This is a genomic window from Streptacidiphilus sp. P02-A3a (assembly GCF_014084105.1).
Taxonomy (GTDB): Bacteria; Actinomycetota; Actinomycetes; order Streptomycetales; family Streptomycetaceae; genus Streptacidiphilus.
This window is the reverse complement of the sequence record NZ_CP048289.1, coordinates 4,329,226-4,355,962: the sequence shown is the minus strand read 5'-3', so window position 1 is coordinate 4,355,962 and position 26,737 is coordinate 4,329,226. Positions and strand designations below refer to the sequence as shown.

16 protein-coding genes are annotated in these 26,737 nt (G+C 73.7%); 9 read left to right on the top strand and 7 right to left on the bottom strand.

Annotated features, from left to right (window positions below):
• Nucleotides 1–2 precede the first annotated feature (2 nt).
• The 7 genes from GXP74_RS41460 to GXP74_RS18925 all read left to right on the top strand — a co-directional run bounded on the left by GXP74_RS41460 (nucleotide 3) and on the right by GXP74_RS18925 (nucleotide 15,866).
• Nucleotides 3–128 (top strand): hypothetical protein, encoded by a 126-nt coding sequence (locus tag GXP74_RS41460; protein WP_255528124.1) that lies wholly within the window; start codon nucleotides 3–5, stop codon nucleotides 126–128.
• A 5-nt stretch (nucleotides 129–133) separates the two neighbouring features.
• A complete protein-coding gene (htpX, locus tag GXP74_RS18950) occupies nucleotides 134–1,030 on the top strand; it encodes a zinc metalloprotease HtpX (protein WP_182452633.1) in 897 nt (298 codons plus the stop codon).
• Between the two features lie 142 nt (nucleotides 1,031–1,172).
• On the top strand, nucleotides 1,173–2,453 hold the full coding sequence (locus GXP74_RS18945; protein ID WP_182452632.1) for a hypothetical protein: 1,281 nt from the start codon (nucleotides 1,173–1,175) through the stop codon (nucleotides 2,451–2,453).
• Nucleotides 2,454–2,462: 9 nt separating this feature from the next.
• Nucleotides 2,463–7,895, top strand: coding sequence for a DUF6603 domain-containing protein (locus tag GXP74_RS18940; RefSeq protein WP_182452631.1), 5,433 nt, complete (start codon nucleotides 2,463–2,465; stop codon nucleotides 7,893–7,895).
• Nucleotides 7,892–10,324 (top strand): hypothetical protein, encoded by a 2,433-nt coding sequence (locus GXP74_RS18935; RefSeq protein ID WP_182452630.1) that lies wholly within the window; start codon nucleotides 7,892–7,894, stop codon nucleotides 10,322–10,324. Before GXP74_RS18940 ends, GXP74_RS18935 begins: the two co-directional genes overlap by 4 nt.
• Nucleotides 10,321–14,307: a hypothetical protein gene (locus tag GXP74_RS18930; RefSeq protein ID WP_182452629.1), complete on the top strand. Its 3,987-nt coding sequence runs from the start codon at nucleotides 10,321–10,323 to the stop codon at nucleotides 14,305–14,307. Before GXP74_RS18935 ends, GXP74_RS18930 begins: the two co-directional genes overlap by 4 nt.
• Nucleotides 14,304–15,866, top strand: coding sequence for a hypothetical protein (locus GXP74_RS18925; RefSeq protein ID WP_182452628.1), 1,563 nt, complete (start codon nucleotides 14,304–14,306; stop codon nucleotides 15,864–15,866). The genes GXP74_RS18930 and GXP74_RS18925 overlap by 4 nt, the downstream gene beginning before the upstream one ends.
• Nucleotides 15,867–15,917: 51 nt before the next feature.
• On the opposite strand, the gene GXP74_RS18920 is transcribed toward GXP74_RS18925, so the two are convergent.
• Nucleotides 15,918–16,148, bottom strand: a complete 231-nt coding sequence (locus tag GXP74_RS18920) for a helix-turn-helix domain-containing protein (RefSeq protein WP_182452627.1) — start codon at nucleotides 16,146–16,148, stop codon at nucleotides 15,918–15,920.
• A 213-nt stretch (nucleotides 16,149–16,361) separates the two neighbouring features.
• Between GXP74_RS18920 and GXP74_RS18915 the strand changes: the two genes are divergently transcribed.
• Entirely contained in the window at nucleotides 16,362–17,318 is a 957-nt protein-coding gene (locus tag GXP74_RS18915; protein WP_182452626.1) for an NAD-dependent epimerase/dehydratase family protein, read from the top strand.
• Nucleotides 17,319–17,334: 16 nt separating this feature from the next.
• Here GXP74_RS18915 and GXP74_RS18910 read toward each other — a convergent pair whose 3' ends face one another.
• Nucleotides 17,335–18,474: an aldose epimerase family protein gene (locus GXP74_RS18910; RefSeq protein ID WP_370468435.1), complete on the bottom strand. Its 1,140-nt coding sequence runs from the start codon at nucleotides 18,472–18,474 to the stop codon at nucleotides 17,335–17,337.
• Nucleotides 18,475–18,614: 140 nt separating this feature from the next.
• Here GXP74_RS18910 and GXP74_RS18905 point away from each other — a divergent pair, with 140 nt between their 5' ends.
• Nucleotides 18,615–19,652 carry a LacI family DNA-binding transcriptional regulator gene (locus GXP74_RS18905; protein WP_182452625.1) on the top strand — a complete coding sequence of 346 codons (1,038 nt, stop codon included), beginning with the start codon at nucleotides 18,615–18,617 and terminating at the stop codon, nucleotides 19,650–19,652.
• 62 nt (nucleotides 19,653–19,714) lie between these two features.
• Here GXP74_RS18905 and GXP74_RS18900 read toward each other — a convergent pair whose 3' ends face one another.
• From GXP74_RS18900 to GXP74_RS18880, 5 genes are all read right to left on the bottom strand, one after another.
• Entirely contained in the window at nucleotides 19,715–20,710 is a 996-nt protein-coding gene (locus GXP74_RS18900) for an ABC transporter permease (protein WP_182452624.1), read from the bottom strand.
• The gene (locus GXP74_RS18895) at nucleotides 20,707–21,684 is read right to left on the bottom strand and encodes an ABC transporter permease (RefSeq protein ID WP_225448037.1); all 978 of its coding nucleotides are present in this window, start codon (nucleotides 21,682–21,684) and stop codon (nucleotides 20,707–20,709) included. The genes GXP74_RS18900 and GXP74_RS18895 overlap by 4 nt, the downstream gene beginning before the upstream one ends.
• Entirely contained in the window at nucleotides 21,681–23,309 is a 1,629-nt protein-coding gene (locus tag GXP74_RS18890; protein ID WP_182452623.1) for a sugar ABC transporter ATP-binding protein, read from the bottom strand. Before GXP74_RS18890 ends, GXP74_RS18895 begins: the two co-directional genes overlap by 4 nt.
• A 73-nt stretch (nucleotides 23,310–23,382) precedes the next feature.
• Nucleotides 23,383–24,498, bottom strand: coding sequence for an ABC transporter substrate-binding protein (locus GXP74_RS18885; RefSeq protein ID WP_182452622.1), 1,116 nt, complete (start codon nucleotides 24,496–24,498; stop codon nucleotides 23,383–23,385).
• Nucleotides 24,499–24,831: 333 nt separating this feature from the next.
• The gene (locus GXP74_RS18880; protein ID WP_182452621.1) at nucleotides 24,832–26,712 is read right to left on the bottom strand and encodes an arabinofuranosidase catalytic domain-containing protein; all 1,881 of its coding nucleotides are present in this window, start codon (nucleotides 26,710–26,712) and stop codon (nucleotides 24,832–24,834) included.
• Nucleotides 26,713–26,737 lie beyond the last annotated feature (25 nt).

Here is a 26,737-nt window from a genome sequence, read left to right as displayed (position 1 = left end):
TCGTGATCTCAGGTATTCCCGGCGAGGGGCGGTTCGACGTCCCGGGCCCCTCCGGCCTGGTCCTCCCCGGCAGCGGCGTCAGCCGGGCCCCGACCGCCGTCGAAGCCCCGACCACGACCAGGAGGTGACTGCCATGCGTTCCCGCTTCGCGCCCGACCGCCGGCTGACGATACGCATGGTGACCGTCGTCTTCCTGCTGGGCCTGCTGTACGTGGCCTTCGTCGCCGCACTGATCGTCCTGCTCAAATCGGCCGTGCTGGTGGTCGTGATCATCGGCGCTCTGCTGGCCGCGCAGTACTGGTACTCCGACCGGATCGCCCTGTTCGCCATGCGCGCCACCGAGGTCACCCCCGAGCAGCAGCCCCACCTCCACGGAGCCCTGGACCGGCTGTGTGCCGCCGCCGACATGGCCAAACCACGGGTCGCGGTGGCCGAGAGTGCCCTGCCCAACGCCTTCGCCACCGGCCGCAACCCTGACCGCGCGGTGCTGTGCGTGACCACGGGCCTCTTGCGCAGGCTGGAACCCGACGAGTTGGAGGGCGTCCTCGCGCACGAGCTGTCCCATGTGGCGCACCGGGACGTCGCAGTGATCACCATCGCCTCCTTCCTCGGCGTCGTGGCCGGCCTGGTCGCCCGCTTCGCGCTGTACTCCGGTTTGGGGCGGCGGGCCGGACCCCAGGGCGCCGTGGTCGTCGCGGCCGTCATGGGGGCCGCGGTCACGGTGTACTCGATCAGCTTCCTGTTGATCCGTACCCTGTCCCGCTACCGCGAGCTGGCCGCCGACCGTGCCGCCGCCCAGCTCACCGGCCGTCCCTCCGCGCTCGCCTCCGCACTGGTCAAGGTCAGCGGCGACATCGCCCGGATCCCCAGCCGGGACCTGCGCACCGCGCAGACGTTCAACGCCTTCTTCTTCGCACCCACCCTGGGCCGCGAGCGCGGCCTGTCCAACCTCTTCGCCACCCACCCCACCCTCCAGCAGCGCCTCGACGCCCTCGCCGGTGTCTCCGCGCGACTCGGCGAGCCCGACTGAACGGAGGGTCGGGTCGGCTGCGTACGATCGGTTTTTGGCCAGGTACCGGCAACGGGGCGGCGCGGCCGGTGCGTCCGTGCCAGGCTCTGGCCGTGTCCGGCGACAGCCGTGCGCCAGGAATCCGATCCTCTCCGGGGGTAGTGTGCCGGTCGAAGTGGTGTTCCTCAACGTCGGGCAGGGCGACTGCACCCTGTTGTGGTTCTACGACCGGGGCACCGACCCGGCGACCGGCATCGGGACGCACGCGGTGCTGATCGACTGCGGTTCGGCGGCGGCCACCGCGCCGCTGCGCGACCCGACCGGGCCGGACGCCGCCGGTGACGCCAAGGCGCGGATGCTGTCGCACCTGCGGACCAAGCTGGACGGCTACCTGACCCGGTTACCGACACCCATGACGCTGGACTGCCTGGTGATCACCCACCCGGACAAGGACCACTTCAACCTGCTCCAGGACGTGCTGCTGAACGCGGACGGTCAGCTGCGCTGCACCCTGCGCCGGGTCCTGTACACCCTGGAGCCGGGCGACTACCGCGAGGCGGGCCGGAGCTTCGTCCGTGACCTGCTGACCGATCCGGACCGGCTGGCGAACCCGGCCGGGCACGGGGTGGAGAACTGGCCCGAGCAGACCTTCGTCCCGGCGGTCGCACAGCCGCTGCTGCCGGGCAGAACGGACACCGACTCCAACCTCTACCTGCTCGGCGGCGGCTGGTTCGGCCCCGGGATGCACGGCATGCGCGGTGGCGGCAGCTGGGACGCCGAGCGGTACCAGGCGACGGAGAAGGAGCGGATCGCCAACCAGAGCAGCCTGGTGCTGGCGCTGCTCGGCGAGCCCGACACGTCCGGGAAACGGCAGAAGGTGCTGTTCATGGGCGACGCCGAGGAGATCAACGAGCAGGTGCTGATCGGCCGGGACACCACCAACGAGCTGCGCCGCGAGAGCAACCTGTGGCTGAAGATGGGCCACCACGGCAGCGGTTCGGCGACCTGCGACGCCTGGCTCGAACACGTCCGCCCGGACGGGTTGTTCCTCAGCACCGGGATGCTCGCCTTCGCCGGTGGGTCGGCCACCTGCAACCAGCGGAACATGCAGGACCGGGTGGTGCCCACCTGGCGGCGTGTCCGCCGCGAGCACGGCATACCGCTGCCCACGGTCAGCGGCGGCCAGTGGGGCTACGGCTTCCAGGCCAACACCGGCCGCAAACCGTGGAAGGCCTGGTACCAGCCCACCGTGGAGGGCGTGTTCAGCACCTTCGCGGTGCCCGACCTGGTGGTCGGCCGCTACGGCGGCAACGACCCGGCGATCCCCGTGGTGGTGCCGCCGGAGCCGCTGCCGACCGACAACCTCACCGCGTGGCGCGGGGTGGACTGGCACCTGACCATCGATCACGCGGCGCCCGGCGCCTACGACATCCGCTACGCGTAGGGAGCCCGCATGCCACTGACAGTCGAACGCCTGCGCACGGTCCTGGCCCAGGCCCGGGACGACGCCTACCTGGACCTGCTCCCCGACTTCATCGACCTGGCGCCGGCCGTGGAGCTGTTCAAGCAGTACGTCCAGGACGAGGTGCTGAACCTGCGGGAGGTCACCGCCGACCCGGACGCCCTGTACCTGGCCGGGACCGCGCCGCTGGTCGGCCAGGCGGCGTCCCGGGTGTCGGTGAGCTTCCTGCCGGACGCGGACGAGCTGCTGGTGGTCGGCTTCCGGGTGGACGCCGTGCTGCTGCCCGAGGGACCCGGCCTGCCCGAGGAGCTGGCGGGCGTCCGCGACGCGCTGACCCGGTTACGGCTCGGGCCCGCGCACCTGGTGTTCGGCGTGGAACCGGGGGAAGGGCGGCAGCCGCAGGCCCGCGTCGGCTTCGGCGTCGAGGTGCTGTTCCCCACGGAGCAGAGCCTGCCCCGGCCGTACGTGTGGGGCTACCCGCCGCTGTGGCCGGGCCAGAACTGGTGCGTGGCCTCCGAGTTCGACGGCGTGCCGTTCCCCTCCCTGGACGAGCTGCTGGTCTTCGGCGGGCTCCCACCCAGCGGCTTCGAGCTGCCCGGGGACGTGCTGCGGGACTGCGCGCTGGCGCTGCGCGGCCTGGCGGTCAGCTTCTTCGCCGAACCGGCGTCGGCACCGGCGTCGGCAGCGGCACCGGCACCGACCGGCGGCCGCGCGGTCGAGACCGACTGGCTGTCGCTCTGGCTGCGGGTCGGCCTGGACCAACCGTGGAGCCCGCTGCCCGGGATCATCACCGTGGACGAGCTCAGCGCCGAGTTCTCGGTGGCCGACCCGTTCGAAGGACCGCGGCTGACCACCGCGCTCGGCGGCCGGGTCACCCTGGCCGCCGAGATCGTGATCGATGTCCAGGTCACCCTGCCGGAGCGGCAGCTCAGCGGACGGCTGGCGGAGCCGGCCCCGGTCGGCGCGATGCTCCAGCAGCGCTTCCCCGGCATCCCGGTGCCCCCCGAGCTGGCCGTCACCGACCTCGGCCTGTGGGCCGACCTGTCCGACAGCGACACCCGCGGCTACGGCATCGACCTCACCCTCGCCGACGCCTGGCACTTCACCGAGGGCATCGACCTGTCCGGTATCGTGCTGAGCCTCGACGAGACCGGCGGCGCCACGTCGGCCGGACTGACGGCGACCTGGACGCTGGTCGACGGCGCGCTGGACGTCACCGGCGGCTGGTCCCAGGAGGGAGGCTGGTCCTTCCTGGCCCACGCGGTGAACCTGGAGCCCGCCAAGGTCATGGCCGCCGTCGGGGTCGCGCTCCCCGAGCAGCTGGCCGGACTGCGCATCGACGAACTGACCGTGGCCTTCGACAGCGACCGCACCTTCACCTTCGACTGCACCGCCGAACTGCTGGTGGGCGACCGCGCGGCGGCCCTGACGCTGACCGTCGCCACCGGCCCCGGCGGCAGCTCGCCGCAGGTCACCGGCGTGCTCCGGCTCGCGGTGGAACTACCCGACGGCACCGTGCGGCTGCTGGACTTCCTGGTCGACTACACGTCCGACGACGGCAGCACGCTGACCGCCGCCTGGACCGGTACCCCGGCCGTCTCCGCCGGGGAACTCGCGGGCGCACTGGGCCTGAGCATCCCGGCCGGGATCCCGGCGCGGCTGCTGCCCGCGCTCGGCTCGGTCGCGCTGCGCCGCGACGCGGCAACCGGACGGCTGGTACTGGCGTCGGCCACCGAGGCCGGCGGCGGGGTGGTCCTGGCCTCGGCGCCGGGCACACCGGCGGCCCTGGTACTGCTGGTCCAGGCGGCGATCCCGGCCCGGCTGTCGGATCTGCCGCTGGTCGGCGGGCAACTCCCGCCCGGGGTCGACCTCGGCGTCAGCGGCGTCCAACTGCTGCTGACCAGTGCGGCCCTGACGGATGATCACATAGCCGCGCTGAACGCCGACCTGGTGGCGATGGAGCGGCTGACCGGACTGCCGTACCCGCAACTCCCGGACCCGGAGGGCGGTCTGGCCAAGGGTGCGCTGCTCACCGTCCCCTACGACGTCGCCGGGGAGCCGCAGCCGCCGCTGACCCTCGGCTTCGGCGGCAGCGGCTCCGGGCAGCTCGCGCTGCGCGCCGAGGGCGCGGGCGCGGTGGACGCCGCCTGGGCCGACATCGGCCGCTCCTTCGGCCCGCTGCACGTCCACCGGATCGGCGTCGGCTACCAGGACGGCCGGGTGCTGGTGATGTTCGACGCGTCACTGGGGGCCTCCGGACTGACCATCGGCGTCCGGGGTCTGGGCCTGTTCCTGGACCTGGACACCCTGCGGGCCGAGCCCAGGCTGGAGGGCCTGTCGCTGGAGCTGGACCGCAAACCGCTGCACGTGGCCGGGGCGTTCGTGAACCGGCAGCCGCCGCCCGACGGCTACCGGCTGCTGGTCGAGGGCATGCTGGTGGTCGAGATGCCGAAGTTCGGCGCGCTGGCGGTCGGCGCCTACCAGCGCCAGGACGAGGGCATGACCTCGCTGTTCGCCTTCGGCCGGGCGACCGCGCCGTTCGGCGGACCGCCGCCGTTCCGGGTCACCGGCTTCGCGCTCGGCTTCGGCTTCAACTCCGGCGTGCGGATCCCCGAGCAGGAGGAGATCAGCGGCTTCCCGCTGGTGGCCGGGCTCAACGGCGGCCTGCCGGAGGATCCGCTGGCCGTGCTGGCGGAACTGACCAGCGGTGACAGCCCGTGGGTGGCGCCCCGGGAGAACCAGGTCTGGCTGGCCGGGGGCCTCGACTTCACCTCCTTCGAGTTCCTCCAGGCCCGGGTGCTGCTGCTGCTCGAAGCCGGGCAGGAGCTGACCCTGGCGCTGCTCGGCCGGGCCACCGCGAGCTTCCCGAAGCAGGGGCGTCCGTATGCCCGGATCGGGGTGGACCTGCGCGTGGTCTACCAGTCCTCGCGCGGCCAACTCGCGGCCTCCGCGCAGCTGGTGGACTCCTTCGTGATCGACCCGGCGGCGGCGCTCACCGGTGGGTTCGCCTTCTACCTCTGGTTCGGGCCGAGCCCCTACGCCGGGGACTTCGTGGTCACCGTCGGCGGCTACCACCCGGACTACCCGGTGCCGGACCACTTCCCGGTGGTCCCCCGGCTGGGCTTCAACTGGTCGCTGGGACCGGTCAGCATCACCGGCGCCGCGTACTTCGCGCTGACTCCCAACGCGGTGATGGCGGGCGGCCTGCTGGACGTCCGCTACAAGTCGGGCAACGTCGAGGCCTGGCTCACCGCCAGGGCCGACCTCCTGATCCAGTGGGCACCGCTGTTCTTCCGCGCCGGGATCTCGATCCGGATCGGCGCCAAGGTCAAGCTGCTGTTCACGGTGAAGGGCGAACTCGGCGCCTCGCTCGACCTGTGGGGCCCGAAGACCGGCGGCACGGTCACCGCCAAGTTCACATTCATCAAGATCACTGTGAAGTTCGGCGCCCCGCTGAACGGCCCCGACCCGCTCACCTGGTCCCAGTTCAGGGAACAACTCCTGCCGGAGCAGGCACCGTTGACGGTGACCCCGCTGACCGGGCTGCTCACCGACGCCGACGCGGACCCGGAACTGCTGGCCGCCCGCGTCGAGTCCGGCGAGGAGCCGTGGCTGGTCTCCCCCGGCGGCTTCTCCTTCGCGGTGGCCAGCGTGGTGCCCACCGCCCGAGTGCGGTTCAACGACGAGGACGAGATCCAGGGCGCCGACATCGACATCCGGCCGATGCGGGTCAAGGGCCTGGACGGCCTGCTCGGCGTCACCGTCGACTACTACGGGACCGGGCAGCGCAACCAGTGGCGGGCCGTACCCGGCATCGAGGACTGGCAGGTCGCCGGACAGTGGGACCGGGTGCCGTTCTCGCTCTGGGGCGACCCCGCCGTCAACGACAAGGACGCGCTCAGCAGCGGCGACGGCCTGCTCAGCAGGCTCACCGGGCTGACCGTGACGGTGCCCGGACCACGGGTCAACGGCCAGGACCTGGGCCCGATCGCGGAGCAGGACCTCGCCTGGGAGAAGCTGACCCCCGACGCCCCGCTCCCGCTGGACCCGGACGCCGAGCCCGTCGGCTCCCCCGTCCGCCCGGCCGAGCCGGTCGGGGCGGGCGTCGCCCTGGTCGCCGACCACCTGGCCCGGCTGGCCCCGGCCGCCGCCCGGACCCGGCTGCGCGGCGTCCTCGACGGTCTGCTGACCGACGAGGAGGACAGCTGGCAGCCGCTCCCCAACGGCACCCTGAACGACCTGGCCGACCAGGCCGCCACCGTCGGCCTGGACGCCGACCCGCTGCTGCTCACCGAGGACAGCGCCCCGCCGCCGCCGGAGCCGGTGGTGTTCGTCCTGGACGACACCACCGAGTCCGCCCTGGCCGTGGACTCCGCCAGCGGCACGGTGCTGCTGCGGATCCCGCTGGGCCAGCGCGGCGGCTACCTGGCGGCGGTCACCGGTGACGGCGGCCGGCTCTACGCCGTCGGCCCTCAGGGGCAGACGATCACCGTGCTGGACACCGCCGCCGCCCGCGCGCTGCCGCCCCGGCCGACCGGGCTCAGCGGGGAGCTCACCGCGTTCGCGGTCAGCGCCGACGGCCGCCGGGCGCTGGTCGCCCGACCGGGCAGCATCATCGGCGCCCTGGTGGACCTGACCGGTACCGGCGAACCGGTGGTCACCGTGGTCGACCAGCAGCTCCAGCAGATGACGGCGGTGGCCGTCGACGTCGATGCCGCCAAGCTCTACGGCGTCCGCCAGGACACCGGCCGAACCGCCGCCTGGGACGCCACCGACGGAGCCCTGACCGGGCAGTCGGGCAAGGCCATCGGCCCGATCCGGGTCACCCCAGGACACGACGACCGGGTCTTCGTCTACGGGAACATGTCCGGCGGCAAGGGCGGCGTCCAGGTGGTCCAGCCCACGGCCGCCGACACCCACTACGAACCCGTCAACTTCGACGCCCAGGCGACCCCGCTGGGGCTGCTGACCGACTCCGCCCGCAACGCGGTGCTGCTGCGCCGCACGGCCGACCGCAGCGGACTGGTCTCCGTCTTCGGCGAGACCGGCGGGCAGCCCCGGCGCACCGAACAGCGGTCCGAGGCCGAAGTCGGCCCCGAGCCGCTGGCGCTGGCGCTGGACCCGGCCGACCGGGCCTGGGTGCTGCACCAGCAGGCGGTGTCCCTGGTCCAGGGCGGCGATGTGCTGGGGGTGGTGGAGCTGGACGCCGAACCGCTGGCGATCACCTTCACCGCGGACTCCGGGCGCGCGTTCGTCGCCTGCGCGGACGCGACCGTCGCCGTCATCGAACGGACCGGGGACGGCCTCGACGTGGTCGAACACTGGCAGCTGCCGCCCGGCACAGTCCCCTCCGCCGCCCGCTACACCGAGTTCACCGCCACCGACTCCACCGCCGCCACCGTTCCGGAAGGGGCAGGCCGATGACGGACCAGCTCGACCCGACCGCCGTCACCCCCCGCGCCGACCCCGGCTTCGTGCTGCGGTTCCAGGACAACCGGGAACCGGCCGTCCCGGCCGGGCGCTTCCGGATCGGGGTCGGGCAGAGCCTGCCGCTGCCCGACCCCGACCAGCCGCCGGAGCAGTACCTCACCGACACCGAGGAGTTCTTCGAGATCCGGGCTCCGCAGTTCGCCCTGGACGACGAGCGGGTGCACGCGGTCAACCCGGCCCCCGACAGCACCGCCGACTTCACCGGCACCCTGGCCCACGTCACCCTGGCCGATCCGCTGCTGCCGTGGATGCGCCACCTCACCGAGTCCACCCGGACCGCGCCCGCCGCGCCGTGGCTGGCGCTGCTGCTGTTCGCCGAGGGGGAGCTGCCCGCCGACCCCGAGTCAGCCGGGCTGACCAGCACCATGACCGCCCAGGAACTGACCGCGGACGCCCCTGGCGTGCGGCATCCGGGCATCGCCCCGAGCCAGATCGAGGGCGACCCGACCGCGCTCTGCGAGACCGTGGACATCCCCGGCGACGTCTTCCAGGCGGTGGCGCCGCGCACCGACGAGCTGCGGCTGCTGCTGCACGTCCGCGAGGTGCGCACCGACCTCGGGCTGCGCGGGGAACAGCTGGCCGAGGGGCAGTTCGCGGTGGTCGTGGCCAACCGGCTGCCCGACCGGGAGCTGGCCCTGCGCTACGCGGCCCACCTGGTGTCCCTGGAGGGCTGCGCCTCGATCCTGGCGGACGCCGACGCCGGGCGGCTGACCGGCGCGGAGAGCGTCCGGCTGGCCGCACTGCGCAGCTGGTCGTTCACCAGCGTCCCGGCCGAGGGCGGCGGATTCACCGGCCGGGTCCGCAACTTCCTCTTCGACGAGCGGGGCCGCCCCCGGGACCTGCCGCTGCGGATGCCGGAGCCGCCGCAGGCCGCGCCGCCCGGCGCCGACCCGGCGGCCTACGCCACCGCCCGGGCCCGGCTGCTGGCCGGGCGGCTGCCACTGGCGTACCGGGTGGAGAGCGGAGAGCAGACCTACGCCTGGTACCGGGGGCCGCTGACCGCCGAACCCGCCCAGCCGCTGCCGCCCACCCCGGCGGCGGGCTGGACCAACGCCGCGCAGCTGCTGGTCTACGAGCAGGCGTGGGGCGTCTTCGACGCGAGCTGGGCCGCCGCCTGGGCGCTGGGGCGGGCACTGGCCCTGGCCGACGCCGACTTCACCGCCACCCTCAGCGCCTGGCACGCCCGCGCCCGCTCCCGGGCGGCGGCGATGGCGCAGCGCCTGGCCGCCCCGGGACTGGGGGCCGACCCGGCGGCCCAGGACGCCTCGGCCCTGGACGCGGGGGTGTTGGACCCGGGAGTGCTGGACGCCGGGGTGCTCGCCGCCCGGCAGGCGCGGGCGCTGGCCCCGCGCCCCTTCGGCCGGATGCTGGAGGAGCTGGTCGCCGACGGCTCCGCCGCCCGGGTCCTGCGGGCCGCCACCGACCCCGTCCAGTCGCGTGCGGCGGCCCTGCCGCCCGCCCTGCCGGGCCGCCGCGCGCGGGTCTCCGGGCGGCGCGGCGAGGGCCGCGCGGCCCGGGTGGCCGGGCTGCTGGCCGACCCGCCGAGCACCATGCGCGCCGCGCTCACCGCGCAGCTCGCCGAGGCGGCGGAGCCGGTGGAGGCCTGGCTGGACCGGCTGCGGCTGCTGACCGGCGTCCCGTTCGCCGACCTGGTGCCGGACGAGCGGATGCTGCCCACCGAGTCGCTGCGGGTCTTCTACGTCGACCCCGGCTGGCTGACCGCGCTCCAGGCGGGCGCCACCGGCATCGCGATCACCGGCGAGCTGGACGCCGACCTCGCCCGCGCCGCCGCCCCCTGGGCCGCCCGGGCCCGGGGCGAGGACACCGGCGACAGCGCCCGCGCGGGCGTGCTGATCCGCTCCGGGCTGGTGCGCGACTGTCCCGGGCTGCTGGTCCGGCCCTACCGGGGCACCGGCCCGACCCGCACCCCGATCCGGGTGCTGCGCCAGGCCGAACTCGGCCCGGACGTGCTGCTGGTGCTGTTCGACGCGGTACCGGACGAGATCGAGCTGGCCGAGCCGCCGGAGGGCCTGTCCTTCGGCGTCGACATCGCGCCCGGCGGCGCGCGGGTGGTCGACCTGCGCAAGCTGACCCGGCCGGTCGCCGAGGAGATCCACGGCGCGTCGTTCCCGGACCCGGTCGGCGGCGACGGCCTGCGGAGGTACTTGCGGGCCGACCCCTCCGGCCGCCCGGCCGTGCTCGACCTGCGTCCTGATGATCCGTCAGGACTGCTGCGGGCGCTGGGTGAGCGGCTGTCCGGGCTCGGCGAGGGGAGCGCCGCCGAGTTCGGCCCGGCGGCCCTGGCCGTGCAACTGGTCAACGCGCCGCGCCGACAGCTGATCACCAGGGGAGCGTCGGCATGAGCGGCGGCCCCGAGGACACCCCCGAGTACGACCGCAACCACGACGAAGGGCAGGGACCGGCCGTGCTGGACGACGAGGGCAGCGCGCCGCTGGTGGTGCCGATGCGGGTGGAGGCGCTGACCGTCAACGAGCGGGTCCGCCTGGCCGAGGTGTTCCAGCGCTGGCAGGCCAACTACGCGCTGACCCGGCTGCACCTGTCGCCGGAGCCGCCGCCGTTCTCCAACATCGACCTGGACTTCAACGCCGACCCCGACCGGGAGGGCGTCTACCTGCACTGGCAGCTTCCCGAGGCGCTGACCTCCGGCGTGGACCAGGAGGACGGCACCGAACCGAGCTTCCCGCTGGTACCCAACCGCTGGCTGGTGGTCCGTCAGGCCGTGGCCGCCGGGACCGGCACCCGTACCGACACCGGCTGGGTGGTGGAGAGCGACTTCCTGCACCCGGCCGAGGGCGCCAGCCCCTACCTCGGCCAGGACGGGCAGCTCACCCGGATCGGCCGCCGGATCGACCTGGCCACCGGCGCCTGGACCGAGCCCGGCAACGAGCCCGACGGGATGTTCCTGACGGCGGTCGGCCCGGGGCTGCCCACCTTCGCCGCCTACCAGCCGTACAACCTGAACGTCTTCTCGGTCCACGACCGCCTCACCGACCTGGACCCGGTCACCGGCTGGCGGCTGAACTACCTGGTGGCCGGCTGGTACAGCGACCCGTCCGCCGATCCGCTGCACGGCGTCGCCGACGCCGACCAGGGCGCCGCCCGGCTCGCCGCGCTGAACTGGTCCGTGCCCGGCGCGGTCCCGGCCGGGGCCGCGACGCTCTGCCACGGCACCGCGCTGGACGTCGCCTGGCAGCGTACCGGCGGCATGCCCGCCTCCGACCGGCCGGACTACCTCACCGTCGCCCTGGGCAACACCACCGAGCACGCCACCGCCGCGCTGGAGGAGCACGCCGCCCGCCGGGCCGGGGCCCCGCCGGAGCTGGCCGCGCTGCTCGCCGCCGTCCACGCCGGGGTGCTCGACCTGCTGGACGAGGCCGACGGCGAGTTCTCCGCCGAACGTGCCCAGCACGCCTCGTGGTTCACCCCCACCCCGGCCGGGCACAGCTGGTCGCTGGAGGAGGCCGCGCCGCCCCCCGGCCCGGAGACCCGGTCGCGTCGGGTGCGCCCGCGCACCGTCCGCGCGGCCCGGTCCGAAGTACTGGCGCGGCTCAACGCCGACCAGGCCCGCTACGACGAGGCGGTGGCCGAGCTGGTCGGCGCGCAGCGTCGGCTGTACGACCGCTGGTGGGCGGCGAACCTGCCCAAGGTCCCGGACGCCCCCGGCGAGGAGCCCGACGGGTACCGGGACGAGCTGGACGCGGCGGTCCAGGCCGCGATCCGGGAGGCGGCCCGCTGCCGGGACGAGGTGCTGCGGGCGCGGGCGCCGATCCCCTGGGCCGAGGACCCGGACGGGCTGGAGGAGGAGATCCGCGACTTCCAGGAGCGCCACGGCCTGCCCGCCGACGAGGTGCGGCTCAAGCGGCTGGTGCTACCGGACTACCAGCTGCCCAACGATCCGGTGGTGGTGATCCGGGGCACCAAGGACCGGCCGCCGACCCCCACCGGACCGGGCCCGAGCACCGCCGACGCGGACGCCGACCCGTACGCGGTCCCGCCCGGCCGCTACTCCCGTGCCGCCGACGAGGACGACGGGGACGACGGGGACGACGAACCGGACGACCCGCCGCTGTCCTGCCGCTGGACCGGTCAGCTGGTCACCGGCGTCACCGTCGGCGGCGCGACCGTCTCCGCCACCGAGGCGCAGGCCCCGAAACCGGCCAACCTGCCCACCCCCGACGGTGCTTCGGGACCGGTGACCCGGGCGCTGGCCGCGCTGCTGCGCGAACTGCTGCACCTGGCGTCCTCCAACGCCCCGACCCTGGCCGCCCTCACCGGGCACAGCGGCGACGTCCAGGCCCTGGCCGAGGCCATGCGCGACCCGGCCGCCCACGCGGTCGGCACCCCGGGCAGCCACACCGCGCAGTGGCGCCAGCCCTGGTCCCCGCTGTTCTTCGAGTGGAAGGTCGACTACTTCCCCATCGAGTGGCACGGCGAGCCCGGCGGCGCCGACCCGGACCGCGCCAACTGGCACTTCGACGGCGACCGCTACCACTGGCTGGGCACCGGCGCCCACGGCGTCCCGCTGACCCTGCGCGGCCGCCAGTTCCTCACCCCGACCCCCGGCGAGACCACCGCCGGTGCGCTGCGCCAGTACGCCCGCACCCACCCGGGTCCGGCCGCGGGCGCGCTGCGGGCGCTGGCCCGGCAGGCCGAGGACGGCAACCTGTTCTCCCAGCAGATGGTCGGCTTCACCGAGCAGCTCGGCGCGCGCGGGCACTCCCCCGCCGCGATCACCGCCGACCTGTCCGCGGATCTGGCCGAGGCCGCCGCCCGTACCTACCCGCCGAACCCGGGGCCGCAGCCGCGCCCGTTCACCGGCTGGCACCCGAGCCTCTACCAGCCCTTGCGGGCAGGGCAGTTCGCCTTCGAGCGGCTGGCCGTCATCGACCGCTTCGGGCATGCGCTGCCCGCCGTCTACCCCGACCCCCGGGCGCTGGAGTTCGCCGAGGAACCCGGCGACGTGATCGGCACCGGCACCCCGGCCCGCCGCTTCGCCCCGGAACTGCCCGAGGAGCTGACCCCGTCGGCGATCGACCCGGCCCACCCGGAGCAGGGGCTGCACGTCATCCACCCGCCGACCTGGTACCGCTTCACCCAGCTGCCGCCGCGCCTGCCGCAACCGGCCCGGGCCGCGTTCACCCTGCTCGACGCCCGCGACGACCTCACCGAGCTCGACCAGGCGGACGACCCCGACGCCACCTCGGTCGCGGCCTGGCTGGTGCCCGGCCAGCTCGACCAGACCCTCTACTGCTACGCCCCGGACGGCGCGCCCCTCGGCGAACTGCGGACCACCCTGCCGCCCGACGGCGTTCCGCGCGCCACCTGGCACGCGCTGCCGTACTCGGCCTACCCCGAGCTCGACGACCGGCTGCGGGCCGACTTCCCGCACCTGCACGGCTTCCTGACCGAGTTGGCGGCGCACGGCCCGACGGCGCTGCGGGCGCTGCTCGCGGTGATCGACCGGACCCTGTCGATGACCGCGCCCACCGGCGACGCCCCGCCGCCGAGCACCCCCAGCGTGCTGCTGGGCCGCCCGCTGGCGCTGATCCGGACCCGGCTTCAGCTGGACCTGGACGGTCCCGCGTACCTCGACCCGGCCTGGCAGAACCTGCGCGAACCCGAGCAGCCGCCCTACCCCGGCTACCGCTGGCCGGTCCGGCTGGGCGAGCGCAACGAGCTGGCCGACGGACTGGTCGGCTACTTCCACGGCGAGCACCGCGGCACCGACTACTCCCGGCTGCACACCGTGCTCGACGCGGTCGAACTGCCGTCCGGCGGCGCGCCCGGCTACTTCGCCCCGATCGGCACCGGCGCCGGGCTGACCCTGCCCGCGCGGGTCCCCGGCTCCGACCCGGGGGACGAGGAGGCCGCCTTCCTCACCCTGCTCGCGGATCCGCGCGGCACCGTCCACGCCACCACCGACATCCTGCCCACCGCCGAGGTGCGGCTGCCCACCCGGCTGGTCGAACCGCCGCTGGCCGCGCTGCCGGTGTCCTTCCGGCTGGGCCCGCTGCCGGTCACCGTCCAGCTGCCCGACCCGCAGGACGCGCGCGGCGGCGAGGTCCCCGGGATCGCCCTGCCCCGACCGTCCGACCGCCACGGCGAGTGGACCTGGGTCCAGGCCGAGGAGGGCGGCGCCTGGACCGAGGCCGCCACCGACCCGGCCGACGACCAGGCCCGACACCCGCACCCGGTGCCCTCGCTGCGCACCGGACGCCTGCAACTGCGCCCCGCAGCCGATGCGGACTCCCGCGCCCTGGACTCCCGCCCGCTGGACCCCCGCGCCCTGGACTCCCGCGCCCTGATCGAAGGAAACCGCCGATGACCACCGTGATCCGGACCCAGCAGGACACCAAGCTCAGCTACGCGCTGTCCACCAACCCCGGTCCGCTGACCGCCAGCCCACCGGTGGCCCCGGGCACGGAGGACGAACTGGCCTACGCCGACCTGGACCTGGTGATCTCCAACAGCGGCAGCGAGGCGGTGCGTGTCAGCAGGATCGCCATCGTGCTGCCCATCGGCTCGCTGGCCCAGGACCTGGCGGTCAGCGGTGAGAGCATCGAGGCCTACGTCAGCCCGGAGTCGGCCTGGACCATCGTGGACGTGCAGTCCGACGTGCTGCTCGCCGTCCCGATGGCCGAGACCGCGCTGTTCCGGGCGGCGGGGAGCGCCCCGTCGGCCGACGGCCGGGTGCGCTTCGAGGTCACCCCGGCGGGCGGCGGCAGCAGCGAGGTCACCGTGGACGGCCTGTACGTCCACCTGTCCGGGATCAAGGTCAGCGACAAGACCGGCATCGCCCGCATCCAGATCGAGGAGTGGGCCGCCTACGACGGCGACGACGAGGTCGAGCGCACCGTCCGCGGCCTGGAGGTCGCCAAGTTCCCGTTCCGCAGCGGCGGCAGCCCCGACCCGGGTATCGGCCGCGCGCTGGTCGCCCTGGAGAGCGCCGGAGGCCCCCCGGCCACCAAGGTCGCGGCCGCTACCGAGGTGGTCCTCGAATGGAACCACCTGCGCGGCGACAACCACGAGCTCTACGCCGACGGCGCCCTCATCCGGGAGCCCGACGTCTCCGGCGCCAGCCGCTGGCAGGCCCCGGCGGACTTCCTGAAACGCGACACCAGCTTCGCTCTGAAGACCGTCACCCCCACCCCGGACGGCGGGTTCGTGGTCCGCTGGGACCACGTCACCGTCTGCGTCGCCGACCAGACCCTGGCCGAGCTGGCGGTCACCGGGACGCTGGGCGTGACCGGCAAGAGCACCCTCGGCGCGCTCCAGGCGGCCACCGCCAAGGTCACCGGCCACACCGAACTGGCCACGCTCACCGCGGCCGACACGGAGGTCGCGAAGCTCACCGCCAGCGGCGACACCGAGCTCGGCAAGCTCACCGCGGCCGTGACCCAGGTCAGCACGCTCACCGCCACCGGTCTGATCCAGGCCGACCTCGGCCTCACGGTCAAGGCGGGCCAGGACCTGAAGGCCAACACGGTCTCCCCCGCCACGGCCGGTGGCGTCATCACCCTGAACGCGGCGGTCGCCATCGACGGCGGAATCTCGGGAACCCTCAAGACCAACGCCATCGCCGCGCTGACGACGAACGGCACCCTCACCGTGAACTCGGGCACGCTGCTGAAGGTCTCCGCCTTCACCAACCTCCTCGGCAACTCGTGGCAGATCACGGGTGCGTTCACGGCGCCGACCGACGGACTGGTCTTCGGGTTCGGCAACAAGGACTCGGTCACGGTCAGCGGCGGACTCGGCACCCCCACCGCGATGTCCAAGGACACCAAGGACTCCATCATCGTCCCCGTCAGGAAGGGCGCCGCCGTCTCGCTGAACAGGTACGACAAGGGCGGCTGGTACTTCCTCCCCTTCGGGACCGCGTAGCGACCGGACCGGGCGACGCCTCCCGAGGAGTCGCCCGGTCGGGTGCCGCGGTCAGGCGCCGTCGCGTACCGGCGCCGCGCGCATGTGGAAGCCGACGCCGCGCTCGGTGGTCAGCAGGGCCGCCGCCCGGGGCCCGAGCTTGCGCCGGATGCGGTGCACATGCAGGTCCACCGACCGGCTGCGGCTGCCCGACCAGTCGCCGATGCCGACCCGCAGCTCCTCCCGCAGCTCCTCCCGCGGCCGGATCCAGGTCGAGATCGGCGGCAGCGTCGTGGCCGACACCGTCGCCCCGGTACTGCTGTTCGAGACCGACGGCGTGCGACTGGAGCGCCCGGTCACCCAGTTCACCGCGCGGCTGACCGCGTCGTAGCCCGCCACCGCGGGCCGGGCCGGAGCGGCCGACCGCTCCCCCGGCCCGCTCGGCCCCGGCGGCGCAGCGCGTCCGGTACGGCCGCCGGTTGTCGGCCCGGAAAGGCGCCGGTACTGTCGGACGTCATGCGGATCCTCATCCTCGGTGGTACCTCGTTCGTGGGCCGGGCGGTCGTGGACGACGCGCTGCGTCGCGGTGCCGAGGTGACCCTGTTCAGCCGGGGCCGGACCGGTACCGAGCTGTTCCCCGGGGTGCCCCGGCTGATCGGGGACCGGGACACCGGGGACTACGCGGCGCTCCACGGCCGCGGCTGGGACGCGGTCGTGGACGTCAGCGGGTACGTCCCGCGTCATGTCGGGCAGGCGATGGCGGCGCTCGGCGACCGGGTCGGCCGCTACCTGTTCATCTCCAGCCACGCGGTCTACCTGCGGATGGGCGTGGGGCCGGGGTCGGACGAGGACACACCCCGTCGGCCTCCGGTGCGCGACACCGAGGAACTCGACGAGGACACCTACGGGCCGTGCAAGGTGGCCTGCGAGGACGACGTGGTGGCCCGGTACGGCTCGCGGGCGACGATCGTGCGGCTGGGGAAGGTCGCCGGACCGCACGATGTGCAGAGTGGCCTCACCTACTGGGTTCGCCGGGCGGCGCGGGGCGGCCGGGTGGCCCTGCCCGGCAGTCCCGAACAGCCCGTTCAGGTGGTGGACTCGCGCGACGCGGCCCGCCTCGTCGGGCAACTGCTGCTGGACGACCGGGCCGGTGCGTTCCATGCGGTCGGTCCCGCCGAGCCGACCACCATGGCCGGGTTGATCAGCACCTGCGCGCGGGTGGCGGGCAGCCAGGTGGAGGTCGTTCCGGTACCGGCCGAGGCGGTTTCGCCGTTCTTTCCGCTGACCCGCCCCGAGTCGCTGTGGCCGACCCAGCAGCGCAGCCCGGCGCGCGCCCGCGCCGCGGGTCTGCCCGCAACCCCCTTGGCGGTGACCGTCGCTGACGTACTGGCCTGGGACCGCGAGCGCGGCGAACCGCCGCTCCCGCACGAGTTGTCCGCGTCGCAGGAGGCGGAGCTGCTCGCGCAGGCCTGACGACCGGCGGGCGGGACTACCCCTCCGCCGGGCCGGGCGCGGCGAAGTGGAGGACGGTGGTGGACCGGTACTCCTGGCCCGGGCGCAGCTCGGTGCTGGGGAAGTGCGGCCGGTTGGGTGAGTCGGGGTAGTGCTGGGTCTCCAGCGCGATGCCCGCGTGCGGACCGTAGGGGCGACCGGCGGGCCCGGTCAGCGAGCCGTCGAGGGAGTTGCCGGTGTAGAGCTGGAGGCCCGGTTCGGTGGTGGACAGCGTCAGTTGGCGTCCGGAGGCCGGGTGGCGGAGCTTCGCGACCGGGCGCGGCCCGGCGGTGACCCCGCCGTCCAGGCACCAGCAGTGGTCGTAGCCGCCGGCCACGCGCAACTGCGGGTCGGCGGCGCGGATGCGGGCGCCGAGCAGGTGCGGTTCGGTGAAGTCGAAGGGTGTGCCGTGAACCGGCTCGGGTCCTCCCAGCGGCTGCAACTGCCGGTCCACCGGCAGGTAGTGCGTCGCCGCGAGGGTGAGTTCGTGGTCCAGGACGGTGGCCGCGCCCTCCCCGGCCAGGTTGAAGTAGGAGTGGTTGGTCAGGTTCACCACGGTGGGGGCGTCGGCGGTGGCCCGGTACTCGATGCTGAGCCGTCCCGGGGTGAGCAGGTAGCGGACGCTGACGCGCAGGGCTCCCGGGAAGCCCTGGTCCCCGTCGGGGCTGACCAGGGTCAGCTCCACGCCGCTCGCGCCCCGCGCCGCGCCGGGACCGGGTGCGGGCACGGGCACGGGTTCGGCCTGCCACATCCGGGTGTCGAAGCCGTGGGTGCCGCCGTGCAGGGCGTTGCGGCGGGGGCGGTCGCTCAGCGGGACGGTGCGGAGCCGCCCGTCGAGCCGGAACCGGCCGTCGGCGATCCGGTTGGCGTAGCGGCCCACGGTGGCACCGAAGAACGCCCCGCGGCGCAGGTAGCCGGGCAGCGTGGGGTGCCCCAGCACCACGTTCAGTGGCCGACCGTCCCGGTCGGGGACCCGTAGGGCCTGCAGTGTCGCGCCGTGGGTCAGCACGGCGGCGGTGATGCCCGCTCCGTCGTCGAGCGTCCAGCGGTGGACGGGCGCGCCGTCCGGCAGGGTCCCGAAGACGTCGCGCAGCGGCGCGGGCGGCGGCCGGTGGGCGGATCGGTCGGAGAAAAGCACGTTCGGACTCCTGATCCTGTCTCGCAGCACTTGCCGCGGACACGACGACGACAGGTATTCTAACGTTGTAATCGAACTGCTGATGCCGCGACTGCCTCGGCGCCTCGCCGCACGCACCGCAGGAACGAGAGGTCGGTTCAATGGACGGGCGAACGGACGGTGCGACCGCACCCACACTGAAGGACGTGGCCGAGGCCGCGGGGGTCTCGGTGAAGACCGTGTCGAACGTGGTCAACGGGTCGGTCCACGTGGCCGACGAGACCCGGGCCAGGGTGCAGCAGGCCATCGACCTGCTCCGCTACCACCCCAATGTGATGGCCCGTCGGCTGCGCACCGGCCGCAGCGGGATGCTGGCGCTGGCCTTTCCCGAACTGCCCTCGCCGTACTTCGCCGAACTGGCCGTCGAGGTGATCGCGGCGGCCCGGCGGCACGGCTGCACGGTGTTGATGGACGACACCGCGGGCGACCCGGCCGCCGAGCTGCGGATCGCCTCGGGCCTGGGCGACCCGATGATCGACGGGGTGATCCTCAGCCCGCTCGGCCTGGACCAGGCCGAGTTCGTCGCCCGCGAGCGGCCGATCCCGCTGGTCCTGCTCGGGGAGGTGGACTTCGGGCCGGTCGCGGACCGGGTGCACATCGACAGCGTGGCCGCCGCCCGGGCGGCCACCGCCCACCTGGTCGAGCAGGGCTACCGCCGGATCGCGGCGATCGGCTGGCAGGACCCCAGCCCCCGGGCCACCGCCCAGCAGCGGCTGCTGGGCTACACCCAGGCGTTGCGGGAGGCCGGGCTGCCGGTCGAGCAGGCGCTCTTCCCCCCGGTCCGCTCCTACTTCCGCCCGGACGGCGCGGCGGCGATGCGCAGGCTGCTGAAGCTGCCGGAGCGTCCCGACGCGGTGTTCTGCTTCAACGACCTGCTGGCGCTGGGCGCGATGCGGACGGCGCACGAGGCGGGCCTGCGGGTGCCGCAGGACATCGCGTTGGTCGGCTTCGACGACGTGGAGGAGGCGGAGTACGCCATCCCCTCGCTGACCACCATCGCGCCGGACAAACGGAAGATCGCCGAGGCGGCGGTCGGGGCGCTGCTGGACCGGATCGCCGACGGCTCCGGCGGGCCCGGTCGGACGATCACTCCGGGGTACCGGCTGGTGGTCCGCGAGAGCAGCCGCGGCCGTCCGTGAGCCGGGGCCCGGTCGCGGGCCGGGACCGGCCCCCGACCGGGCCCGGCGGCCGCGGTGCGCGCTCAGCCCAGCCGCCGGGCTCGGCTGAGCAGCGTCTGCAGCAGCACCACCACGGCCAGGAAGGCCCCGTTGACGGTGTCAGTGAACGCCGATCCGTACTGCGAGGCGTACTGGTCGATCAGGTTGTTGATCACTGCCAGCAGCAGCACGCCGCAGACCGTGCCGCCGACCGAGCCCGATCCCCCGGTCAGCAGGGTGCCGCCGATCACCACCGCGGCGATGGCGGTGAGCTCGTAGCCGACGCCGATGGTGGTGACCCCCGAGCCGAGCCGGGAGCCGCCCATGGCCCCGGCGATCCCGGCCAGGGTGCCGGAGAGCAGGTACACCTGGACCTTGGTCCGGCGCACCGGCAGCCCCATCAGCCCGGCGGCGTTCTCGTTGCCGCCGATCGCGGTGACGGTCGCGCCGAAGCGGGTGCGGGTGAGCAGCAGCGCCCCGAGCGCGAACAGGACCGCCACGATCAGCACCGGCGTCCAGATCCCGGACGCCAGCCGGAGGAAGTCCGAGTGCGCGGGGACGAGGTAGGTGGTGGAGCCCTCGTCGGTGAGCGCCTGGAGCAGGCCGCGGGCGCCCAGCAGCCCGGCCAGGGTGACGATGAAGGGCGCCATCCCGGCTCTGGCCACCAGCAGCCCCTGGAGGGTTCCCCAGGCGGCGCAGACCGCGATCGGCAGCAGCAGCGCGAGCCAGGTCCCGGTCTGCGCGCCCCTGGCGGCGAGCACGCCGCCGAGGGCGTAGAGCGAGCCCACCGACAGGTCGATCCCGCCGGTGGTGATCACGAAGGTCATGCCCAGCGCGAGCAGCCACACGAAGCAGTTGTTGGCCAGGATGCTGCTGATGTTGGACCAGGTGGGGAAGGTGCTGGAGGTCGCCGACGCGACCACGCAGACCAGGACCAGCACCGTCGGCGCGCCCTGCCGCTGGATCAGGCCCGCGACGGCCTCCAGGCGGTTGGCGGTGACGGGGACGGCGGCCCTGGGCCGCGCCGCGGTGGAGCTCATCGGGTACCACGCTCCCGGGAGGCGTAGACGGCGAAGCAGATGATGGCCGCCTCGGTGATCTGGGTGTAGGAGACGGGGACGTTGTGCTGGGTGAGCACGGCGGTGAGCAGTTGCATGAACAGGGCTCCGGCGACGGTGCCGAGGACCCGGATCCGGCCGCCGCTGAGCGGCGTGCCGCCGACCACCACGGCCGTGATGGCGGTCAGCTCCATGTCCAGCCCCTGGTTGGCGGGGTCGGCCTCGGCCCCGTGCCCGACGATCAGCACCCCGGCCAGCGCGGCCAGCACCCCGGAGATGACGTAGACGGTGACCTGCACCCGGCGTACCGGCAGCCCGGCCAGGCGGCTGGCCCGGGGGTTGTCGCCGACCGCGACCAGCTGGCGGCCGAAGGTGGTCCGGCGCACCACCAGGCCGACGGCCACGGCCGCCAGCGCGGTGAGCCAGGCCATCAGCGGCACCCCGAGGAAGGCGTTGCCGCCCAGGTCCAGCAGCGCGGCGTCGGTGACCGGTTTGGCGGAGTCGCCGTTGATCAGCTCGGCCAGGCCGCGTACCCCGATCATCAGCGACAGGGTGGCGACGATGGGCTGTACCCGGGCGAAGGCCACCATCGCGCCCGCCACCAGGCCGCTGACCGCGCCCAGCAGCAGCGCGATCGGCAGCGCGAGGCCCAGCCCCCAGCCGAGGTAGAGCGGTACCACGGCGGCGGACAGCGCGATCACCGCGCCGACCGACAGGTCGATCCCCTCGGTGCCGATGACCAGGGCCATGCCCAGCGCCACCAGCAGCGCCGGGGACACCTGGAACAGCTGCACCCGGGCGTTGCCCGCGGACAGGAAACTGCCGTCCATTCCGGTCGCGACCAGGATCAGCAGCAGCAGGGCCGCGTAGATGCCGTACTCCTGCAGCAGGCGCAGCAGTCGGTCACGTTCCGGCAGGCCGCTCTTGGCGGCCGTCTCGGCGGTGGTGGTGCTCAACGCTCGCTCCCCTCGCTGGGGCGGCCCGAACGGCCTTTCCCCGCTGCTGCGTTCACGGTTGCCGTGGTGCCGCCGGTACCGCCGTCCGGCTCGCCGCCGGCCAGGGCCGCCAGCACGCCCTCCTCGGTGACCTCCGCGCCGGTGAGTCGGCCGACGACCCGGCCGTCCTTCAGCACCTGGATCCGGTCCGATCCCTCGACCAGTTCCTCCAGTTCCGAGGAGATCAGCACCACGGCCAGCCCTTCGCGGGCCAACTCGTCGATGAGTGACTGCACTTCGGCCTTGGCGCCGACGTCGATGCCGCGGGTGGGCTCGTCCAGCAGCAGCACCTTCGGGTTCATGCACAGCCACCGGGCCAGCAGCACCTTCTGCTGGTTGCCGCCGGACAGGTCGCTGACCCGCTGCTCCGGGCTGGACGCCTTGATCCGCAGCCGGTCCATGAACAGGCTGACCACCGCGTCCTGCCTGGCGGCCGAGACCACGCCGCCACGGGAGAGCCGGGGCAGCGCGGCCAGCACGATGTTCTCGCGCACCGACAGGCTGGGGATGATGCCCTCGCTCTTGCGGTCCTCGGACAGCATCACCACCCCCGCGCGCATCGCGGCGGCCGGGCTGCGGCGCTTCAGCTCGGCGCCGTCCACCCGGACCGTTCCGGCCTCGTCGGGCAGCGCTCCGACCACGGCCTTCGCCGTCTCGCTGCGGCCGGAGCCGAGCAGTCCGCCGAGGCCGAGCACCTCACCGGCGTGCACGTCGAGGTCGACTCCGTAAAGATGATGACGGACCGTCATATTGCGGGCGCTGAGCACCGGGACCTCGCCGGTGCGGGTGTGCGGGGCCGCGCCGAAGTCGGTCGCGCCGTCGCTGCGCACCTTGGCCAGCTCCCGGCCCAGCATCAGCGAGATCAGCCGCAGCCGGTCGAGGCCGGCCAACTCCCCACGGTGCACCGCCCGGCCGTCACGCAGCACGGTGACCCGGTCGCAGATCCGGTAGAGCTCGTCCAGTCGGTGGCTGACGTAGACCACGGCGATGCCCTGGGCCCGCAGTTCGCCGATGACCGTGAACAGGGTCTCCACCTCGCGCGGTTCCAGCGAGGAGGTCGGTTCGTCCATGATCACCACGCGGGCGTCCACGCTGACGGCCCGGGCCAGCGCGACCATCTGCTGCGCGCCCAGCCCCAGGGTGTGCAGCGGGCGGCCGACGTCGGTGTCCACGCCGTAGCGGCGCAGCACCGCCGTCGCCTCGCGGTTCATCCGGCGCGTGTCCACCAGGCCGAGGCGGCGCGGCTCCCGGCCGAGGAAGAGGTTGCGCGCCACCGACATCAGCGGGATCAGGTTCACCTCCTGGTAGATCGTCGAGATGCCCGCGGCCTGGGCCTCCAGCGGGGTGCGGAAGGTGAACTCCTCGCCCGCCAGGCGCATCGTCCCGGCGTCCGGGCGCAGGACCCCGGTGATCGTCTTGATCAGGGTCGACTTGCCGGCGCCGTTCTCGCCGACCAGGGCGTGGACCTCGCCCGGCAGCAGTTGGAAGTCCACGCCGCGCAGGGCGTGCACTCCGGCGAAACTCCTCGTGACTCCGGTGACGTCCAGGACCGGTCCCGGCTGCGGTACGTCGGGCTGGGGTGACATGTCGGGCCTCCTCGGTGCGGCGGTCGTCGGGTGGGGCCGGAGCGCGGCGGGCGCGCTCCGGACGCCCGGGTACTCAGTAGACGAGGCCGCCGGACAGCGCCTGCGCCGCGTTGGCGGGGGTGAAGTGGTTGTCCTTGATGATCACGTTCGGCTGGACCCCGGTGCCGGAGTAGAAGCCGATCAGGGACTGGAAGGCCAGTGGCCCGAATCGCGGGTTGGTCTCCACGTCCGCCACCAACTGGCCGTCAGCGACGTCCTGGACGCACTGCTGGGTGCCGTCGATGGACACGATCTTGACGTCCTTGCCGGGGGTCTTCCCAGCCGACTTGATGGCCTGGATCGCACCCAGTGCCATCTCGTCGTTCTCGGCGTAGACGGCGGTGATGTCCGGGTGGGCCTGGAGCAGCTGCTCCATGACCGTCTGACCGTCGGTCTCGTCGAAGTTGGCGGTCTGTGAGGCGACCACCTTCAGCCCCGGGAACTTGGCGGCGATCTCGGCGTTGAAGCCGTTGGTCCGGTCGGTGGAGACGTTGTTGCCCGGGGTCCCCGACAGCACCGCCACCTGGCCCTTGCCGCCGGTGGCGGCGCCCAGGTCGTCGGCGGCTATCTGGGCCTGGCCGTAGAAGTTCGAGCCGATGAAGGCGATGAAGTCGGAGCAGGCGGTGCCGTTGGCGGTGCGGTCGATGGTGAGCACCGGGATCCGCTTGGCCTTGGCCTCCGCCAGTGCCGGACCGAGCCCCGCGGAGTTCTCCGGCGCCACGATCAGCACCTTGGCGCCCTGCGCGATCATGTCCTCGATCTGCGAGTTCTGGGCGTTGACGTCGGCGTTGGCGTTGCGCTGGATCAGCTTGACGCCCAGCGTCTTCGCCTGGGCGGTGATGCTCGCGGTCTCGGTGGCGCGGAAGGGGTTGCTGGTGGACTCCGACTGGGAGAACCCGACGACGGTCCTGCCGTCGGTGATGTCGAGCTTCGGCACGCCCCCGGCGTAGGTCTGGTAGGTGCACCCGGCGGTGGCCGGGGCGGAGGCGGCGACGGTCTGCTGCGCGGCCGCGCTGTTGGTCGCGCCGCCGGTGGCGGTGGCTCCGGTGGTGGTGGCGTTGCCCGCATTGGTACAGGCACTCGCGCCGAGGGAGAGAGCCGCGACCAGAGCCGCCGCGGGCAGGGCCCTGCGCAGGGAAATGGCGTTCATACGCCGATCACATCCTTGTGGAGGCGGGTGGGTGCTGTGAGCGGAGCGGATCCACGGGCGGTCCCCGGTGGGGATCGCCCGTGACCCTGGGGAGGGGCATTCCAACGATGTAACAGGGATATTGAGGCAGTGTCATGGACACCTGTCAAGGGCCAGGACGGGTCCGCCCCGCGATCGGCGGGGCGGTCGGCACCGGTCGCGGCGCCGGAAGCGCGCGTGACGCCCTGGCCACCGGGGCGGACCCGGGAGCCAGGGCGTCGTCGTACTCTCAGCCGGTCGCGCCGCTCCGCTCGGCGGGCGGCGGGGCGATGCCGCGCGGGTGGCCGCGCCCGGTCACGTCAGCGCGAAATCCTGTGCCGCGGTGCCGTTGCAGGTCCAGATCTGCAACTGGGTGCCGTTGCTGGTGACATCGCTCGGCGCGTCCAGGCACAGGCCCGACTGCGGGTTCAGCAGCGAGCCGTTCGACTGCTGCACCCACTGCTGGCCGCCCACACCGTTGCAGTCCCACAGCTCCACCAGGGAGCCCGTCGCCGTGCCGTCACCGTCGATGTCCAGGCACCGGCCGAGGGTCTCCAGTGAACCGTTGGCGTTGTGGTACCAGTGCTGGTCGACCGCCCAGGACTGGCAGTTCCACAGCTGCACCGCGGTGCCGTCCACCCCGACGTCGTCCCCGGCCACGTCCAGGCACTGGCCGCCGGGGGCGTTGACCGGTCCTCCCCCGTTGACCGAGAACTGCTGTGCGGCGGTGCCGTTGCAGGTCCAGATCTGCAGCCGGGTCCCGTTGGCGGTGGCGCCGCTCGGCGAGTCCAGACACAGCCCCGACTGCGGGTTCAGCAGCGAGCCGTTCGACTGCTGCACCCACTTCTGGCCGCCCACGCCGTTGCAGTCCCACAACTCCACCTGCGTGCCTGTCGCCGTGCCGTCACCGTCGATGTCCAGGCACCGGCCGAGGGTGGTGAGCGATCCGTTGGCGTTGTGGGTCCAGTGCTGGTCCTCGGCGTAGGACTGGCAGTTCCACAGCTGCACCGCGGTGCCGTCCACCCCGGTGTCGTCCCCGGCCACGTCCACGCACTGCCCGCCGGGCCCGGTGACGGTGCCCTGCGGGCCGTTGGGGACGTTGGTCTCGCCCGAGTAGCCGACCGAGACCACGTTGGCCTGCACCGCGTTCTCGGTGGCCGTGCTCGGGAAGCCGGAGACCATCACGCCCTCGAAGAAGGTGCCCATGTTCCAGTTGCTGTTGTCACCGCCGGTGCCCAGGATGATGCCGCCCTCCTGGTGCATCGGCTCGTAGCCGCCCTGGGTCGGCAGCGAACCGTCCCACCAGGTCGACAGGGAGCCGGACTGGGAGTTGCCGCCCGCGAGGGCATAGGTGTTCTGCCCGTTGTTCTCCAGCACGGCGGTGACGAACGGGGTGCTGTTACCGGCGTTGGCGGTGTTGGAGCCGTTCCCGCCCTGGAACATGCCGTTCTCCATGTCGGCCTCGACCCACGGGCCGGAGCCGGTGCACGGCGGGAAGTAGCAGGTGGTCGCGAGGCTCACCGCGTCCATGTGGCCGTTGCCCGCGTCGTCCGCGCTGCTCTCCGCGTTGCCGTAGTCGAAGCAGCAGTTGGAGCCGACGTGGGTGCCGCTGGCGACCATGTAGGCGCCCTCGGCCTGGCCGTTGACCGCGACGCCGGAGGCGACGCCGGTGTAGCGGTAGCCGACCCCGGGCGAGATCCACACGCCGTAGACCTTGTGGCCTCCGGCGACGACCGAGATCTCGCTCGCGTCCGCCCCCCGGTCGGCGCCCATGCCGGAGGTGCCCGCCGGGCCCGGGGTCAGGTCGTTGTGGTGCGAGGTCTGGTCGTAGATCCTGGTGATGCGGCAGGTGGTGCCACCGCAGAAGGCGTCCTGCTCGCCCGCGTTGGCGTAACCGCCGGTGGAGAGCGGGCCGATGTCGGTGGTGGCGCCGTCCGAGGCCCGGGTGACCTGGTAGAGCGGGCCGTCGTAGGAGGCGAAGAGGGCGCGGACCGTGCTGTGTGCGGCCACACAGGGGGTTCCCCCGGCGGCGTAGATGTCGCAGGGCAGCTGGGTGGCGGCCTGGGAGGTGCCCGGCAGCCCCAGCAGCAGGGCGGCGATCAGGCCGACGGTGGTCACCGCGGCCTGCAGTGCCCGCCGTAGGCGACGGACGGCCCCGCCGGCCCGGTGCGTGACGGCGGATGTCTCTCTTGGCATGTGCGCTCCGAAGGGTAGTCGGGAG